This window comes from Massilia sp. UYP11 (genome assembly GCF_050434805.1).
In the GTDB taxonomy this organism is placed as follows: Bacteria; Pseudomonadota; Gammaproteobacteria; order Burkholderiales; family Burkholderiaceae_D; genus Telluria.
The window spans coordinates 27,275-42,472 of sequence record NZ_JBNDJE010000027.1; the positions used below are offsets into that span (position 1 = coordinate 27,275).

Here is a 15,198-nt window from a genome sequence, read left to right on the forward strand (position 1 = left end):
CTCACGGCGAGCGTCATGGCCAGCAGCGCGCCGCCGGACCGCTGGCCGTTTGTCGGCCGGTGCTGTCGAGCGTCAAGACGCCGCAGTCGGGGTCGGCAAAGCCGGCGTCGACATTGGCGGTGCCCGGCCGGGCGCGCAGCTCGATGCAGTGGGCGATCTCCTGGCCGGGGCAGGCATAGCCGTCCAGCTCATGGGCGCTGGCGGCGGCGCCGTTGCCGGTCCAGGTCGGGAACTGGCCGGCATCAGCGGCCTCGCTATCGATCGAGAACGCCAGATAGGAATGATGCAGCGCGCGGTACTGCTCCTGGCGCTGCATGATGTCGAGCAGCGCCAGCTGGGCCTCGAGGCGGCGCGCCTTGACCATCTGTTGCGTGTACGAGGGATACACGAGCGCGGCCAGGATGGCGAGGATGGCCAGCACGGCCATCAGTTCGACCAAGGTGAATCCCTTGCTGCCGCGCCTCATCGTCTACCCTTTCGCCTGTCCGTTCCAGTCGGGTGGCCGGCCGCGGTGGCGGCCGGCATCGCGTACGCTTCACTCCAGTTGCCGAGCTCGCGCCATCCGACGCGCCGCCCCCGCCCACCATCGGGCGGCTTGCGGTAATAGGCTTGCAGCGCGGCATGGGTGCCGGGCATGCTGCCGGCGCCGCGCGCCGTGATGCGGTACAACTGGCCATCGGGCGTCGCCGGCATCAGCTCGATCAGGTAGCGCGGCGCCGCGAGCGGCAGCGCGCCCTCGCCGTCCGGCATGCTCAGTCCGGTGAAGCTGCCGAACAGGATCGCCGGACCGTCGTCGTCGGCCAGCAGTTCGGATAGCAGGTCGGGATCGGCCGCGTGGGCGCACAAGCCGTTGTACGGCCGCCCGCCAGCGCAGCCGGCGACAAAGGCGTCCGCGCTGCCGCCGGCGATGGCGTTGGCCCGCGCCGAACCGGGTTCGGCGCCGCCTTCGATGTCGCGCTCGGCGTCGAGCAATGCGGCGTCGGCCATCTGCAGCGCCAGCACGCGGTCGCGTTCGTGCGCGGCGGCACGCGCTCCCTGCAGGGCGCCGCGGGTGGAGGCGATGCCGGTCATGAGCACCGCCAGCATCAGCACCAGGGCGGTCAGGAGCGCGACGCCGCCTTCCCTGCGTGAGTTGAAAGTGCGCATGCGGGTTCAATCCGGCGCCACCGGCAACGCGATCGTCGCGCCATAGACCTTGCGCATGCGTGGCGCGCGTCCGTCGTCGAGCGCCGCGCCCATCAGCCGGGTGCCCTGGTCGCCCGTGGAAAAGGCGGCGCCATGGTCCGGACCGAACAGGTCGTAGACGATGTCGGAGTGAGCGCCGGGATCGAGCCGCGGGCCATGCAGCAGCAGCGCGACCCGCACCAGCGCCACCCGCTTCCAGTGCGTGCGCCGGCGCAAATCGGCCGCGCGTTCGTCGGGCGTGGCCCCGACCGGCGCCAGCGCCGCATCGAGCGCGCCCAGCTCGGTCGCATTGACGTAGCGCTCCGGGACGCGGTCGCCGTCGGCATCCAGGCCGTACAGCACCTGGAAGCCGTCGACCCGGCCCGCCACCGCATCCGACGACCAGTTGCTCGCGCCCCGGTACTTGCAACGCAACTCGGCATCGCCCTGGGCATTGCGCGCGACATAGAAGATGCTCCAGCCTTCTTCGTCGCGGTGCACGGGGAAACCGGCGCAATCGAGGGTGGCGCCGTCGCCACCGGGCGGCGCGCCGCTGCCGGAAAAGCGCACGGCCAGCACGTCGCTGCCGTTGGCTTCGTCGGGCAGGGTTGCCTCGATGCCGGGGCCGGACCGCTCCAGCGAACTGGCGTCCAGGCCGGCCAGCCGCGCCGGCGCCGCCGGATCGGCGCCCGGATGCGCCGCCCAGTCGACGTGCGCCGCCAGGCGGATGGCGCGCGCCAGCGCATCCACGGCGTAGCGGCCGCTGTCGTCCATCTCGGTCGCCTCCGTGACGGCGGCGTGCGCGCGCACGCTGGTAATCAAGAGCGAGCCGCTCGCCAGCAGCACCGCCAGGCCGAGCGCCATCGCCACCATCAGTTCGGCAATCGTCAGGCCGGCCTGGCGGTAGCGGTGGCGTGGGCCGCCTGTCTTCTTGCGGGCCTTCATCGCGCCACCAGCAACACGTAGCCCGGCCCGTCCTGCGTGCCATGCCAGCCGATCTTGATCGCCACCGGCGCCGTCTCTTCTCCGCTGCACGCCCATCGGTAGCGGCCGTGCCCGGCATCCCACGGCGCGCCGTCGCGGCAGAGCACGATGCGGCCCGAGGGAAAGCCCCGGTGCAGCGCCCGGCGCGTCTCGTGCAGGTCGAAGGCGGCCAGCGCCAGGGGATCGCAGGCGCCCGCGCCGAAACACGGGGCGCCGCCCGCCGGCAGGCCGGCGGCGAGCGCCTGGTAGTCAAACGGCAGATAGGGATTGGAGCCGTCCGGCAGGCTTGCCACGTGGGTGTTGGCCTGCATGCGCGCGGCCAGTGACGTGGCCACCAGCGCCGCCTCGGAGGTCAATGCGGCATGCTGGCGCGTGCGCTGCGCGGCCAGCTGCGCCGCGCTGGCGCCGACCACGCCGATCGCGAGCACGAACAAGGCCACCAGGACTTCGACCATGGTGAAGCCGCCCGGGCTGCCGGGGAGACGCGCCTGCATGCCACTCCTTTCGCTAACGATGTGCGAGCAGAGAAGTTATCAGGCCGGACTCAGGCGCTCATGCGTGGACGCAAGCGTGCGCCGGGCAAGAAACGGAACTTGGAAACGACGTCAGTTGTCGAGCTTGCGCTGATGCCCGACTTCGGCCAGCGCCGCCTGGAAGGAATCCAGGTCCTCGAAATTCTTGTAGACGGAAGCGAAGCGGATGTAGGCAATCTTGTCGAGGCGCTTGAGCTCTTCCATCACCAGCTCGCCGACATGCACGCTCTCGACTTCGCGCCGGCCGCTGGTGAGCAGCTTTTCCTCGATCGACGCGACGGCGCGGTCGATCGCCTCGGCCGCCACCGGGCGCTTCCTCAGGGCGAGCATCAGGCTGCCGCGCAGCTTGGAGGAGGCGAATTCGGTGCGGCTGCCATTCTTCTTGACGATGATCGGCATCGACAGCTCGATGCGCTCGTAGGTCGTGAAGCGCTTGTCGCACTTGCCGCAGCGGCGCCGGCGCCGAATGGCGTCCCCCTCCTCGGATACGCGGGTATCGAGGACCTGTGTTTCTTCATGCTGGCAAAAGGGACATTTCATGGCGCCGGGTTACTGCAAGGATGCTGCTGTTACCCGGCCGGCGAACCGGCCGGGGGAGATGCGATCAACGCGCGTAGACCGGGTACTTGTCGGTCAGCTTCTTGACTTCGCCCTTCACGCGCTCGATGGTCGCGGCGTCATGCGGGTTGTCCAGCACGTCGGCGATCAGGTTGCCCACGGTGACCGCGTCTTCTTCCTTGAAGCCGCGGGTGGTGAAGGCCGGGCTGCCCAGGCGGATGCCCGAGGTGACGAACGGCTTCTGCGGGTCGTTCGGGATGCCGTTCTTGTTGCAGGTCATGTGAGCCTGGCCCAGGATCGCTTCCGCTTCCTTGCCGGTCAGGCCCTTGGCGCGCAGGTCGACCAGCATCACGTGCGATTCGGTGCGGCCCGACACGATGCGCAGGCCCCGTGCGATAAGAGTCTCAGCAAGTGCCTTGGCGTTCTTGACGACCTGCTGCTGGTATTCCTTGAATTCCGGCGACAGCGCTTCCTTGAACGCGACGGCTTTACCGGCGATCACGTGCATCAGCGGACCGCCCTGGATGCCCGGGAAGATCGCCGAATTGATGGCCTTCTCGTGCTCGGCCTTCATCAGGATGATGCCGCCGCGCGGGCCGCGCAGCGATTTGTGGGTGGTCGAGGTGACGAAGTCGGCGAACGGCACCGGGTTCGGGTATTCGCCGGCTGCGATCAGGCCGGCGTAGTGGGCCATGTCGACCATGAAGTAAGCGCCGACGTCCTTGGCCACCTTGGCGATGCGCTCGAAATCGATGCGCAGCGCGAATGCCGACGCGCCGGCGATGATCATCTTCGGCTTGTGCTCGTGCGCCTGCTTTTCGAGCGCGTCGTAGTCGATGTCTTCTTCGGCGGTCAGTCCGTACGAGACGACGTTGAACCACTTGCCCGACATGTTCAGCGCCATGCCGTGGGTCAGGTGGCCGCCTTCGGCCAGCGACATGCCCATGATGGTGTCGCCCGGCTTGAGCATGGCGAAGAACACGCCCTGGTTGGCTTGCGAACCCGAGTTCGGCTGGACGTTGGCGGCTTCGGCGCCGAACAGTTGCTTCAGGCGGTCGATCGCCAGCTGCTCGGCGACGTCGACGTATTCACAGCCGCCATAGTAGCGCTTGCCCGGATAGCCTTCGGCATACTTGTTGGTCAGCTGCGAGCCCTGCGCTTCCATCACGGCCGGCGAGGTGTAGTTCTCGGAAGCGATCAGCTCGATGTGGTCTTGCTGGCGAACGTTTTCTTTTTGAATTGCATCCCACAGTTCCGGGTCGATATTGGCGAGCGTATGGTCTTTGGCAAACATGTAAAACTCCAATCGATAGTAATCCAGGCAACTGGTGGCGTCGAATGGCGGGAGCCGGGGCGGGCCGTAGGCACGGGCGCAGGCAGCCGCGATCGAACGCGTACCGGTTGATGGCTGCCCAGGCGAACGGCGTATGGCGTCTCACGTTCCCCGGTGGGTGCCCACCTTTGCCGCGCCGCGCATCCGATTGGTACGCACACGCGGTATTTCGCCAGTTACGTGAGACGTAAGGACTCCAAATTGTACTGAACTCCCCATCGCAGGGCAAGGAAACCGCTGTGCCGGCCGAGAAACCGCGGCCTCCAGCGCGCTCGTGGTCGTTTCGGCTACAATTTTATGGTTCGGCAGCGCGCCTTGCCTTTCCCGCCTGTCACTCTGTTGCCATCCAAGGACCCATCATGATCGTCTTCATCACCGGCGCATCGGCCGGCTTCGGCGCCGAAATGGCGCGCACCTTCGTCTCGCACGGCCACCGCGTCGTCCTCGCCGCGCGCCGCACCGACCGCCTCGCGGACCTGGCGCGCGAACTGGGCGACCAGGCGCTGGCCGTGACCCTGGACGTCACCAGCCGCGCCTCGATCGAGGCTGCTCTCTCCAGCCTGCCGCCCGACTGGCAACCCATCGACGTGCTGGTCAACAATGCCGGCCTGGCGCTGAACACGGCGCCGGCCCATCAAGTGCCGCTGGAAGACTGGGAAACCATGATCGCGACCAACTGCCAGGGCCTGGTGACCATGACCCGCGCCGTGCTGCCGGACATGGTGGCGCGCGGCAGCGGCCTGGTGATCAATATCGGTTCGGTCGCCGGCCACTATCCTTACCCGGGCGGCAATGTGTATGGCGCAACCAAAGCCTTCGTCGAGCAGTTCACGCTGAACCTGCGCGCCGACCTGGCCGGAACCGGCGTGCGCGCCACCAATATCGCGCCCGGCCTGTGTGGCGGCACCGAATTCTCGAACGTGCGCTTCAAGGGCGACGACGCCGCCGCGGCCAGGGTCTACGAGGGCACGCAACCGCTGACCGCGAAGGACATCGCCGACACCGCCTTCTGGATCGCGACGCTGCCGCCGCACGTCAACGTCAACAGCATCGAGCTGATGCCGACTTGCCAGGGGTTCTCGCCGTTGAACGTACGCCGGGGTTGACCGGGCGGCGCACGCCTCCCGTCGCGCATGTATTGCCTCATCCGCATGCCCGGCCCAGCAAGACCAATCACCCGCCTGTCATTTGTGAGAAAGTGTTACAGTGATTGGTCTTTTAACCACGTTTCAAGTCTACTACTGCTCAAAAGCACGAGCCCGTGCTATCCAAACGCAAAATTTTTCCGCTTGCAACGTACGTCAGCGTACATATTAAAGTGGAAAGTCGCGTAAAATGTTTCCCGATTTCATTTATTTGGCACCAAAGAATGCCTTCAGTGTACAACTGGCCAGTCAGGGTTTATTACGAAGATACCGACGCCGGAGGCATTGTCTATTATGCCAACTACCTGAAGTTCTTCGAGCGCGGCCGCACCGAGTTCCTGCGCGCGCTCGGGATCGAGCAACAAGCGCTGATCGACGCGGACCACACGGCGTTCGTCGTCAGGAGCATGACTCTCGATTACCGCTTCGCCGCCCGTCTCGACGATGAACTGAGCATCCGCACCAGCGTGACGAAAGTGGGCGGCGCCTCGGTCCAGTTTCTCCAGGAAGCATGGCGCGGCGAGGTGCTGCTCAATTCGGCCAGCGTGAAAATCGGCTGCGTTGACGTCAGAACCACGCGTCCCCGCCCCCTGCCCGACGACGTGGCTGCTAAAATGCGTGCCGCCTGAAAAATCTTATAAGTTGAGCCATGACCGCAACCCACGACCTCTCGTTTGTATCCCTGATCGCCAATGCCCACATACTGGTGCAGCTGATCATGGCCTTGCTCTTGGTGCTGTCGATCGTGAGTTGGACTTATATCTTCCGCAAGGTGTTCGCGATCCGCGCCGCGCGCATGCAGACCGAGCAGTTCGAGCGCAGTTTCTGGGCCGGCGGCAACCTGCACACCCTGCACCAGAGCGCCAGCAGCCAGCGCGACCAGAGCGGCCCGCTGGCCCGCATCTTCGAGGCCGGCATGGGCGAGTTCATCAAGGGCAAGCAGGCGTCGCGCGAAGCCCTGGACATGAACTCGGTGCTCGACGGCGCCCGCCGCGCCATGCGCGCCTCGTTCCAGCGCGAACTCGATTCGCTCGACACCCACCTGAACTTCCTGGCGTCGGTCGGCTCGGTCTCGCCGTACATCGGCCTGCTGGGCACCGTGTGGGGCATCATGAACTCGTTCCGCGGCCTGGCCAGCGTCGAGCAGGCCACCCTGGCGGTGGTCGCTCCCGGCATCGCCGAAGCGCTGATCGCGACCGCGATCGGCCTGTTCGCTGCAATCCCTGCCGTGGTCGCGTACAACCGCTTCACCCACGACATCGACCGCCTGGCGAACCGCTTCGAGAGCTTCGTCGAGGAATTCTCGAACATCCTCCAGCGCCAGTCGCGCTGATCCGCCCACGAGAACCGGGAGAGCATCGGGATGGCATTTTCCAGCAGCATGCGCGGCGGACGTCGCCGCAAGTTCAAGTCCGAGATCAACGTCGTGCCGTATATCGACGTGATGCTGGTGCTGCTCATCATTTTCATGGCGGTGCCGGCGAATGAGGCGCCCAGTGTCGTCAATCTGCCGCGCGCCGAGAAATCCGCGCTGCCGCCGGACACGTATATCCAGATTTCCATCGAGCCCGGCAACAAGCTGTCGATCGGCGTGCACGGCAAGGTAAAGGTGGCCCCGGACGAAGTGGCCGACCGCTCCGCCCTGCTGCAGCGCCTGCGCGCGCTGCACGAAGAGCATCCGGACTTTCCGGTCCTGATTGCAGGCGACCGCGACAGCAAGTATGACGACGTGATCCAGCTGATTTCGGAAGCCAAGAAGATGGGCATCAACCGGGTCGGCCTGGCCACCCAGTGACGCCGAAGATATGACCGCAAAGAAGTCAGTCAACGACGGCACGCCCTACTACGTGCCGCCCGAACCGAAACCACTGCCATCGTTTTTGCTGGCGGTGGCGGTGCACGCGGCGCTGCTGGCCTTCCTGGCGATCGGCGTGAGCTGGCAGAAGGTCAATCCGGTCTCGGTCGAGGCCGAGGTATGGGATATGTCGGTGCAAACCGCGGCGGCGCCCGAATTGCCGTCCGAGCCGGCGCCGGAACCCGAGCCGCAGCCCGAACCCGAGCCCGCGCCGGAACCGCCGCCGCCGCCCCCACCGGAGCCGGTGGTGGAGCGTCCTGCGCCGACGCCGGATCCGGAGATCGCGCTGCGCGAGGAAAAGAAGCGCAAGGAAGAACAAGCGAAGAAGGCTGCTGCCGAAGAGAAGAAGCGCAAGGAAGCCGAAGAGAAGAAGCGCGAAGAGATCGAGCAGAAGGCCGAGCAGAAGAAGCGCGACGAAGCCGAGAAGAAGAAACTCGCGGAAGCCGAACGCAAGAAGCAGGAAGCCGCAGAGAAGAAGAAGGCCGACGCTGCTGCTGCCGAGAAAAAGCGGAAGGAAGCCGCTGCCGCCAAGGCCGAGGCCGCCAAGCTGGAGAAATTCCGTCAGGAAGAGCTCAAGCGCATGGCCGGCGCCATGGGCAGCACCGGCACGGCGGCGAAATCGACCGGTCCGCGCAGCGATGGCGGCTATGTCGCCGCGATCACGGCCGCGATCAAGAGCGCGACGGCGTACCCGGGCAATACCGACGTGGCCGGCAATCCGCGCGCCACTTTCCGGGTGGAGCAACTGCCAACCGGCGAAATCATGTCGGTGCGCCTGGTGAAAAGCAGCGGTGTGCCGGAATTTGACAGAGCAGTGGAAAATGGTATCAAGAAAGCATCTCCGCTTCCCAAGAAGAAGGACGGGACCGTGGAGCGTACGCTTGACGTGAATTTCTCGATGAAAGATTACGATTGATTCGGTTCGAACCAGTTTTACTAGAGACACCATGAAAAAACTTCACATTTTGCTGTTCAGCGTTTCCCTCGCAATAGGGACTACAGCCAATGCGCAGATCCAGATCGAAATCGCCGGCGTCGGCAGCAACCAGATCCCTGTGGCCATTGCCGCCTTTGCCGACGAATCCGTCGCCCCCGACAAGGTGTCGGCCATCATCCGCGCCGACCTCGAGCGCAGCGGCGTGTTCAAGGTCATCGACGCCGGCCGGGTGATCAGCGATGCCGACGCCGGCCAGGTGAACCTGGGCGCGTTCAAGGCCAGCGGCGCCGACGCGCTGGTGGTCGGCAGCGTGGCGCGCCAGCCTGACGGCCGCTTTGCGATCCGCTACAAGCTGCTCGACACCGTCAAGGGCGGCGAAATCTCGCAACTGGGCGGTGAAGTGCAGCCGCGCTACACCCGCCTGCAGGCGCACCGCATCGCCGACGACGTCTACGAAAAACTGACCGGCGTGCGCGGCATCTTCTCGACCCGCATCGCGTACGTGAAGGAAGACCGCGCGGCCAACCGCTTCGCGCTGGCCGTGGCCGACGCCGACGGCGAGAACGAGATCATCGCCACCCAGGGCAAGGAGCCGATCATCTCGCCGGCCTGGTCGCCGGACGGCATGAAGGTTGCCTACGTTTCGATGGAAAACCGCAAGCCGGTGGTCTACCTGCAAGACCTGATGACCGGTCGCCGCAACGTGATCTCGAACCAGAAGGGCAACAACTCCGCGCCAGCATGGTCGCCGGACGGCTCCACCCTGGCCGTCGCCCTGTCGCAGGACGGCAATACCGAAATCTACAGCGTCAATTCGAGCGGCAGCGGCCATCGTCGCCTGACCAACAATCCGGCGATCGATACCGAGCCTCAGTTCTCGGCGGATGGCCAGACCATTTATTTCACGAGCGACCGCAGCGGCGGTCCCCAGATCTACAAGATGAGCGTCGCGGGCGGCAATGCCACCCGCGTGACCTTCAACGGCAATTACAATATCAGCCCGCGCGTGTCGTCCGACGGCAAGACGCTGGCCTGGATTTCACAGCGCGGCGGCGCTTTCTCCTTATATGCGATGGACCTGGCGACCGGCCGGGAACTTCGCCTGGCCGATGGGGCCACCGAACCGAGTTTTTCGCCTAACGGCAAGTACATCATGTATGCAACCAAGGGCGGCGGGCGCGTCTCGCTTGCAGTGGTGTCTGTGGATGGACGGGTCAAGCAACGCTTGACGACCAAAGCGGGAAACATTCGGGAGCCCAGCTGGGGTCCTTTCATGAAGTAAGAAGTAAAACCTTAACCAGAACAGGAGAAAATCCATGCGCAACTTCAAGAGTCTCGCTTTCATCGCTTCCGCTGCCGCCCTGCTGGCCGCTTGCTCGTCGCCAACCAAACTGGACGAAACCCCAGTCGTTGAAAAGTCGCCAGAGCCAGCAGCACCAGTGGCTGACAGCCGTGACATCCGTCCAGTGGAAACCGGCACCGTCGATCCACTGAACGATCCAAAAGGCGTCCTGGCCAACCGCAGCGTCTACTTCGACTACGACAGCTTCGTGGTCCGCGCCGACGGCCAGCCAGTGGTGCAGAACCACTCGGGCTACCTGACCAAGAACACCTCGCGTAAAGTCCTGATCCAGGGCAACACCGACGAACGCGGCGGCACCGAGTACAACCTGGCCCTGGGCCAGAAGCGTGCCGAAGCCGTCCGTCGCTCGATGGCGTCGCTGGGCGTGTCGGAAGGCCAGATGGAAGCTGTCTCGCTGGGCGAAGAAAAGCCAAAAGCAACCGGCAGCAACGAAGAAGCCTGGGCTGAAAACCGCCGCGCTGACATCGTTTATCAGTAATCAATCCGGCTGATCCAGCCGATCAGCGTTGATTGACAGGGGGCGGGACGCAGTGCAGACTGCTACCCGCCCCGTTTTATCTCAGCAACCGGTTTAGAAAGAGCAACGCTTATGATCAAACTGTCTCCGTCCCGCCTCGCCTGCCTCGTGCTGGCCCTGTGGATGCCGCTGCATGCCGTGGCCGGCCCGTTCGATGACAACGAGGCGCGCAAGGCCATCCTGGACCTGCGCACCAAGGTCGACAACATCACGCGCGACCTGACCACGCGCATCGACGGCAAATCGGACAAGACGGTCCAGATCGAGATGCTGAACCAGCACGAGCAGACCATGCGCGAGATCGCCCGTCTGCGCGGCCAGATCGAAGTGCTGCAGAACGAATTGTCCAAGGCCCAGGAAAGCCAGAAGCAGCTGTACGCCGACCTCGACGCGCGCCTGAAACGGTTCGAGCCGCGCCAGGAAGTCATCGACGGCCAGACCGCCGAAGTGATGCCCACCGAGAAGACCGCCTACGAGGCCGCCACCGCCCTGTTCCAGTCCGGCGACTACAAAGGCGCATCGAGCGCGCTGCAGGAATTCGTGAAGCAGTATCCGCAATCGCCCTATGCGTCCAACGCGCAGTACTGGCTGGGCAACACTTATTACGCGCTGGGCGACTACAAGAGGGCGATCGCGGCCCAGCAGGTCGTGACCACCACGTATGCCGACAGCGCCAAGGTGCCGGACGCCATGCTGAACATCGCCAGCAGCTACGCCCTCCTGAAGGACAACAAGAACGCGAAGAAGTCGCTGCAGACGCTGGTGTCCAGGTATCCGGACTCGAGCGCGGCGCAGACGGCGCGCGATCGGCTGGCGTCGCTGAAATAACCGTCAGGGCGATGGCATCGCCCTGATTGGGCTGGCACCGATCGGGCTCGGCAATTGACAGCTTCGAGGACGGGCCCTATAATCTCGTTTCTTCGGGTCGTTAGCTCAGTTGGTAGAGCAGCGGACTTTTAATCCGTTGGTCGCGTGTTCGAGCCACGCACGGCCTACCAAAGATTCAACGAAAACGCCAGCCTTCGGGTTGGCGTTTTTGTTTTCAGCCTGTTTTTCATTCTATTATTCCCTTTTTGTTCCAGGACGATCGCGCCATGACTTATGAAGACTTTCTTGATGAAGTAACGACCCTGCTTACCGAGATCTACAACCTCGACGACGAAGCCGCGATCAAGCTGGTGGTCGACGCGCAGGCCAACGATTACTTCGTCGCCCACGACGACAACGAAGAGCTGCGTACGGTCGCCCAGGCCAAGCTGGACGCCGTGGCGCTGTACGAGGCCAAGCAGAACCGCAACCAGACGCAGCGCAAGCAGCAGCAGCGTCAGGTGCAGAAGAAGAAAGCGCCCTGATTCCATCCCTGGCGCGTATGCAGGCGGCTTGGCCGCTGGGCGCGCCTTCTGGCGACACAGGAATTCCAGCACCGCCTTGCGGTGCTCGGTAAAAAGCGCGTCCAGCGCCAGCTCCCCTCCCCCTCCCATCCTCGGTCGACCTGGTCGCGGCCACCATTCTCGGTAGCTCGTCCTGCAGATGCCGCATCAACGCATCGAGCGCACCGAACGGCCCGTCCGTCAGCAACCCCTTCGGTTTCATCGCACTGCACATGCGATATCAGCCCACAGCTTTCCCCCCAAAAAATCTGATGCGGTCGATTGCCTGTCGAACTCGTTCGCCTGGTAGCGCCAGCTAAGCGTTTCACTTCGCGCTCTCATCGTTGAGACTACGCAAGTTTCGTCGTTGCAAGTACCTGAATAATTACAAAAATTTCCTTGTACCCGCATCGATGAGTAAACACGATGACTGACCTGCAAGCACTGCTGGAATCTCACCAACACACCCGCCTGCTGCGCATCTCGTTCCCGAAAAACGACGGCCCGCAGGCCAGGCTGATGGTGAACCGGTTCGTCGGCACGGAATACTTGTCGCGCGACTTCGCATTCAAGGTGGAACTCCTGAGCGACGACGCCAGGATCGAACTCGAGTCGATGCACGGCAAGCTGCTGTGCGTCTCGCTCGTTCAGGCTGACGGCAGCCTGCGTCCGTTCACCGGTTATGTCACGTCGTTCATGCTGGTCAAGACGGATGGCGGCGTGGCCTTCTATGAAGCCATCCTCGAGCCATGGCTGGCGTACACGCGCCTGCGCCGGAACAACCGGCTGTTCCATGCGCAAGGCTTGCGCGAGCAGGCGGAAACGATCTTCACCGGCTACGGTCGCCTGCCTGTGTGGGAGTGGAAAGTCGCCGGCGAACAGCCGCAGTTCACGATGGCCACGCAATGGGACGAGACCGATCACAACTACCTGTGCCGGCGCTGGGAAGCGGCGGGCTACAGCTATTGGTACGAGCACGGCAGCGAAGGTCATACGCTCACGGTCTCTGACGACACCCACGCCGCGGCGCCGATCGACGGGCCATCGCCCGGCATCCGCTTTCAGCGCGCCGGCGGTGCGGTCGACGAGGATGCCATCGGCGACTGGAGCCCGCGGCGCCAGTGCGCCTCGGGACAAGCGGTGGTCAGCGGCTTCGACTTCAAGAATCCGCGCCCGATCCATGCGGATACCGTCACCATCAACCAGCAGGGCGATATTCCGCGACTGGAGGTGCACGGCTACGAGGGGCATTACGGATTCAAGCACCAGTCCGGCGCCTACCAGCTTGCCCAATTGCGCATGGAAGAAATCGAAGCCCGCGCCAGGCTGGTCGAAGCACAAGGCAACAACCGGTGCGTCGCCCCAGGCAGGTGGTTCAGGCTGTTTGAGCATTTCAGCGAAAGCGCCGACAGCGAGTTCCTGATCCTGGAAGTGCACCACGAAGCCAGCAACAATTACCTGCAAGGTAAGAGTGCGCCCGCCGAGTACAAGAACCGCCTGCTCTGCCTGAGCAAGGCCTTGCCTTGGCGGCCCGGGCGCGGCTTCAACAGCACGGATACCAGGCTGCTGGCCCTGCAGACCGGCACCGTGGTCGGTCCACAAGGCCAGGGGAGCCTGAACGTGGACCAGTACGGGCGCATCCAGGTCAAGTTTCACTGGGACCGGGACGAAAGCGGCAGCTGTTGGGTACGGGTAAGCAGCAACTGGGCCGGCGGCGAAAAGGGTCTAGCCAGCCATCCGCGGGTGGGATCGGAAGTGATTGTGCAATGGCTCGATGGCAATCCCGACCATCCGATTGTGACCGGCTGCGTATATAACCAGAATTATATGCCGCCGTGGAAGCTGCCCGAACAGCAGGCCTTGACGGGGCTCAGGAGCCGGGAGCTGACCGCCGAGGGCGGCAACACGCCCGGCGGACGCAGCAATCACCTGGTGCTCGATGACACACAGGGAAAGATCCAGGCGCAGCTCAAGAGCGACCATCTGGCCAGCCAGCTCAGTCTTGGCCATATCAACCGCATCGACGACAACGCCGGACGCAAGGATGCGCGCGGCCAGGGTTTCGAGCTGCGCACCGACGGCATTGGTGCGGTGCGGGCGCAGCAGGGCCTGCTGCTCAGCACCGAAGGACGGCCGAACGCCCGCGCCCATATCGCCGACATGGCGGAGACGCTGGCGCGTATGGCGCAAGGCCACGAGTTGCACGACAGCCTGTCGCAGGTTGCGCAACAGGCGCAGGCGCATCAGGCAGGCGACCAGGATCAGGTCGTCGCCGCGCTGCAGGCGCAGGTCGACGCCATCAAGGGCAAGGGAGGTGCCCCGGCACAAGGCGAATTCCCGGAATTCCAGGCTCCCCACCTGGTTCTGGCCAGCCCCGCCGGCATCGAAACCAGCACGCAAGGCTCCACCCACCTGATGAGCGTGGAGCACACCGCCCTGACCAGCGGCGGCCATGCCAGCCTGAGCGCGGGCAAGAGCCTGCTCGTCAGCGTCAAGGAAGCGGTGCGCATGTTTGCCTACAAGGCCGGCATGAAGCTGGTGGCGGCGAGCGCCGACATCGACATCACGGCCTTGAAGGACAGCGTCAACATCCTGGCCAAGCTCAACATCACCCATACCGCCAACCGGATCACGATCACGGCAAAGGAAGAAGTGGTGATCAACGGCGGCACCAGTTTCAGCCGCTGGAACGCATCGGGGATCGTCCATGGCACGGGCGGCACCTTGCGCCAGCACGCGGCGCATCACAGCTTCGACCCCGGCAAGAGCGAAGGCACGCCGGCCTTGCCGCAGCCCGTCCAGCTGCCCCCGGGACAGCTTGCGCTGTATCACCAGTACGTGAACCCGGAAGGCGGCACGAAACAAGGCATCCAGGGAGGCGACTATACCGTCGTCGACGCCGAAGGAGGCGTCCACCAGGGGACGCTCGACGGCAATGGCTTTGCCAGCGTGGCTGGCCTGCCAATGGGGATGGCCACAGTCAGCTACGGCAAGGACCCGCGCGACCCGTGGGATGAAGGCAGCTACTTCGGCCAGGGAACCGAATGGCCGGCCGTGGCGCTGTCCGAGACTGGCGCCGGTGCGGCAGCAGGCACGCTCAACGGTGCGGCCGGCAAGTTCGGCGCGATTGCGCAAGCGACGCAGCAAGCGGCGGACGCAGTGCAGTCGCTGCCAAAAGGCGGCGCGCAAGCATTGCTGGCGTCGGTGGGCCAGGCGGGCATGGCCCATGTTACGGGCAATCTCGCGGGCAAATCCGCGGGCGGCGCGACGGCCCTGCACACCTATGGCGCCGCAAGTGCAGGCAGGTCCGCCGCCGTTGCCTCCACCTTCGGCTTGCCCGGATCGCTGCCGCGCACCGGCGCTGAAGCGCCGCCCTCGATCCCGAAAAAATCCGTCATATAAAAACCACCATGACCGAGACCACGCAGGCCCCGTCCAA

General features: G+C 64.6%; 16 protein-coding genes, 1 tRNA gene and 1 riboswitch. Of the genes, 11 read left to right on the forward strand and 6 right to left on the reverse strand.

Annotated elements, in window-relative coordinates; all coding sequences use genetic code 11:
- Positions 1-13: 13 nt before the first annotated feature.
- The 6 genes from ABIB38_RS22365 to glyA form a co-directional block, all read right to left on the reverse strand.
- Positions 14-466 carry a type IV pilin protein gene (locus tag ABIB38_RS22365; RefSeq protein ID WP_429206898.1) on the reverse strand — a complete coding sequence of 151 codons (453 nt, stop codon included), beginning with the start codon at positions 464-466 and terminating at the stop codon, positions 14-16.
- A complete protein-coding gene (locus ABIB38_RS22370; RefSeq protein ID WP_429206899.1) occupies positions 463-1,146 on the reverse strand; it encodes a pilus assembly PilX family protein in 684 nt (227 codons plus the stop codon). The genes ABIB38_RS22365 and ABIB38_RS22370 overlap by 4 nt, the downstream gene beginning before the upstream one ends.
- Before the next feature lie 6 nt (positions 1,147-1,152).
- Positions 1,153-2,109, reverse strand: coding sequence for a PilW family protein (locus tag ABIB38_RS22375; RefSeq protein WP_429206900.1), 957 nt, complete (start codon positions 2,107-2,109; stop codon positions 1,153-1,155).
- Entirely contained in the window at positions 2,106-2,642 is a 537-nt protein-coding gene (gene pilV / locus ABIB38_RS22380; protein WP_429206901.1) for a type IV pilus modification protein PilV, read from the reverse strand. Before pilV ends, ABIB38_RS22375 begins: the two co-directional genes overlap by 4 nt.
- A 111-nt stretch (positions 2,643-2,753) precedes the next feature.
- Positions 2,754-3,221: a transcriptional regulator NrdR gene (gene nrdR, locus ABIB38_RS22385; RefSeq protein ID WP_137173569.1), complete on the reverse strand. Its 468-nt coding sequence runs from the start codon at positions 3,219-3,221 to the stop codon at positions 2,754-2,756.
- Between the two features lie 64 nt (positions 3,222-3,285).
- A complete protein-coding gene (glyA, locus tag ABIB38_RS22390; protein ID WP_429206902.1) occupies positions 3,286-4,533 on the reverse strand; it encodes a serine hydroxymethyltransferase in 1,248 nt (415 codons plus the stop codon).
- A gap of 109 nt (positions 4,534-4,642) precedes the next feature.
- Positions 4,643-4,762: riboswitch (ZMP/ZTP riboswitch) on the reverse strand.
- Positions 4,763-4,931: 169 nt separating this feature from the next.
- Here glyA and ABIB38_RS22395 point away from each other — a divergent pair.
- The 11 genes from ABIB38_RS22395 to ABIB38_RS22445 all read left to right on the forward strand — a co-directional run bounded on the left by ABIB38_RS22395 (position 4,932) and on the right by ABIB38_RS22445 (position 15,161).
- The gene (locus tag ABIB38_RS22395; protein WP_429206903.1) at positions 4,932-5,678 is read left to right on the forward strand and encodes an SDR family oxidoreductase; all 747 of its coding nucleotides are present in this window, start codon (positions 4,932-4,934) and stop codon (positions 5,676-5,678) included.
- A 263-nt stretch (positions 5,679-5,941) separates the two neighbouring features.
- Positions 5,942-6,346, forward strand: coding sequence for a tol-pal system-associated acyl-CoA thioesterase (gene ybgC, locus ABIB38_RS22400; RefSeq protein ID WP_429206904.1), 405 nt, complete (start codon positions 5,942-5,944; stop codon positions 6,344-6,346).
- A 20-nt stretch (positions 6,347-6,366) separates the two neighbouring features.
- Positions 6,367-7,050 (forward strand): protein TolQ, encoded by a 684-nt coding sequence (tolQ, locus tag ABIB38_RS22405; RefSeq protein ID WP_429206905.1) that lies wholly within the window; start codon positions 6,367-6,369, stop codon positions 7,048-7,050.
- A 30-nt stretch (positions 7,051-7,080) separates the two neighbouring features.
- The gene (locus tag ABIB38_RS22410; protein ID WP_429206906.1) at positions 7,081-7,512 is read left to right on the forward strand and encodes a biopolymer transporter ExbD; all 432 of its coding nucleotides are present in this window, start codon (positions 7,081-7,083) and stop codon (positions 7,510-7,512) included.
- 10 nt (positions 7,513-7,522) lie between these two features.
- Positions 7,523-8,488, forward strand: a complete 966-nt coding sequence (gene tolA, locus ABIB38_RS22415; protein WP_429206907.1) for a cell envelope integrity protein TolA — start codon at positions 7,523-7,525, stop codon at positions 8,486-8,488.
- A gap of 31 nt (positions 8,489-8,519) precedes the next feature.
- The gene (gene tolB / locus ABIB38_RS22420) at positions 8,520-9,791 is read left to right on the forward strand and encodes a Tol-Pal system beta propeller repeat protein TolB (protein WP_429206908.1); all 1,272 of its coding nucleotides are present in this window, start codon (positions 8,520-8,522) and stop codon (positions 9,789-9,791) included.
- 34 nt (positions 9,792-9,825) lie between these two features.
- Positions 9,826-10,350: a peptidoglycan-associated lipoprotein Pal gene (gene pal, locus ABIB38_RS22425; RefSeq protein ID WP_109344256.1), complete on the forward strand. Its 525-nt coding sequence runs from the start codon at positions 9,826-9,828 to the stop codon at positions 10,348-10,350.
- Between the two features lie 111 nt (positions 10,351-10,461).
- Positions 10,462-11,217, forward strand: coding sequence for a tol-pal system protein YbgF (gene ybgF / locus ABIB38_RS22430; RefSeq protein WP_429206909.1), 756 nt, complete (start codon positions 10,462-10,464; stop codon positions 11,215-11,217).
- Between the two features lie 94 nt (positions 11,218-11,311).
- Positions 11,312-11,387: transfer RNA gene (locus ABIB38_RS22435), tRNA-Lys, on the forward strand.
- A gap of 96 nt (positions 11,388-11,483) precedes the next feature.
- On the forward strand, positions 11,484-11,741 hold the full coding sequence (locus ABIB38_RS22440; RefSeq protein ID WP_429206910.1) for a hypothetical protein: 258 nt from the start codon (positions 11,484-11,486) through the stop codon (positions 11,739-11,741).
- Between the two features lie 444 nt (positions 11,742-12,185).
- On the forward strand, positions 12,186-15,161 hold the full coding sequence (locus tag ABIB38_RS22445) for a type VI secretion system Vgr family protein (RefSeq protein WP_429206911.1): 2,976 nt from the start codon (positions 12,186-12,188) through the stop codon (positions 15,159-15,161).
- The last annotated feature ends 37 nt before the right edge of the window (positions 15,162-15,198 follow it).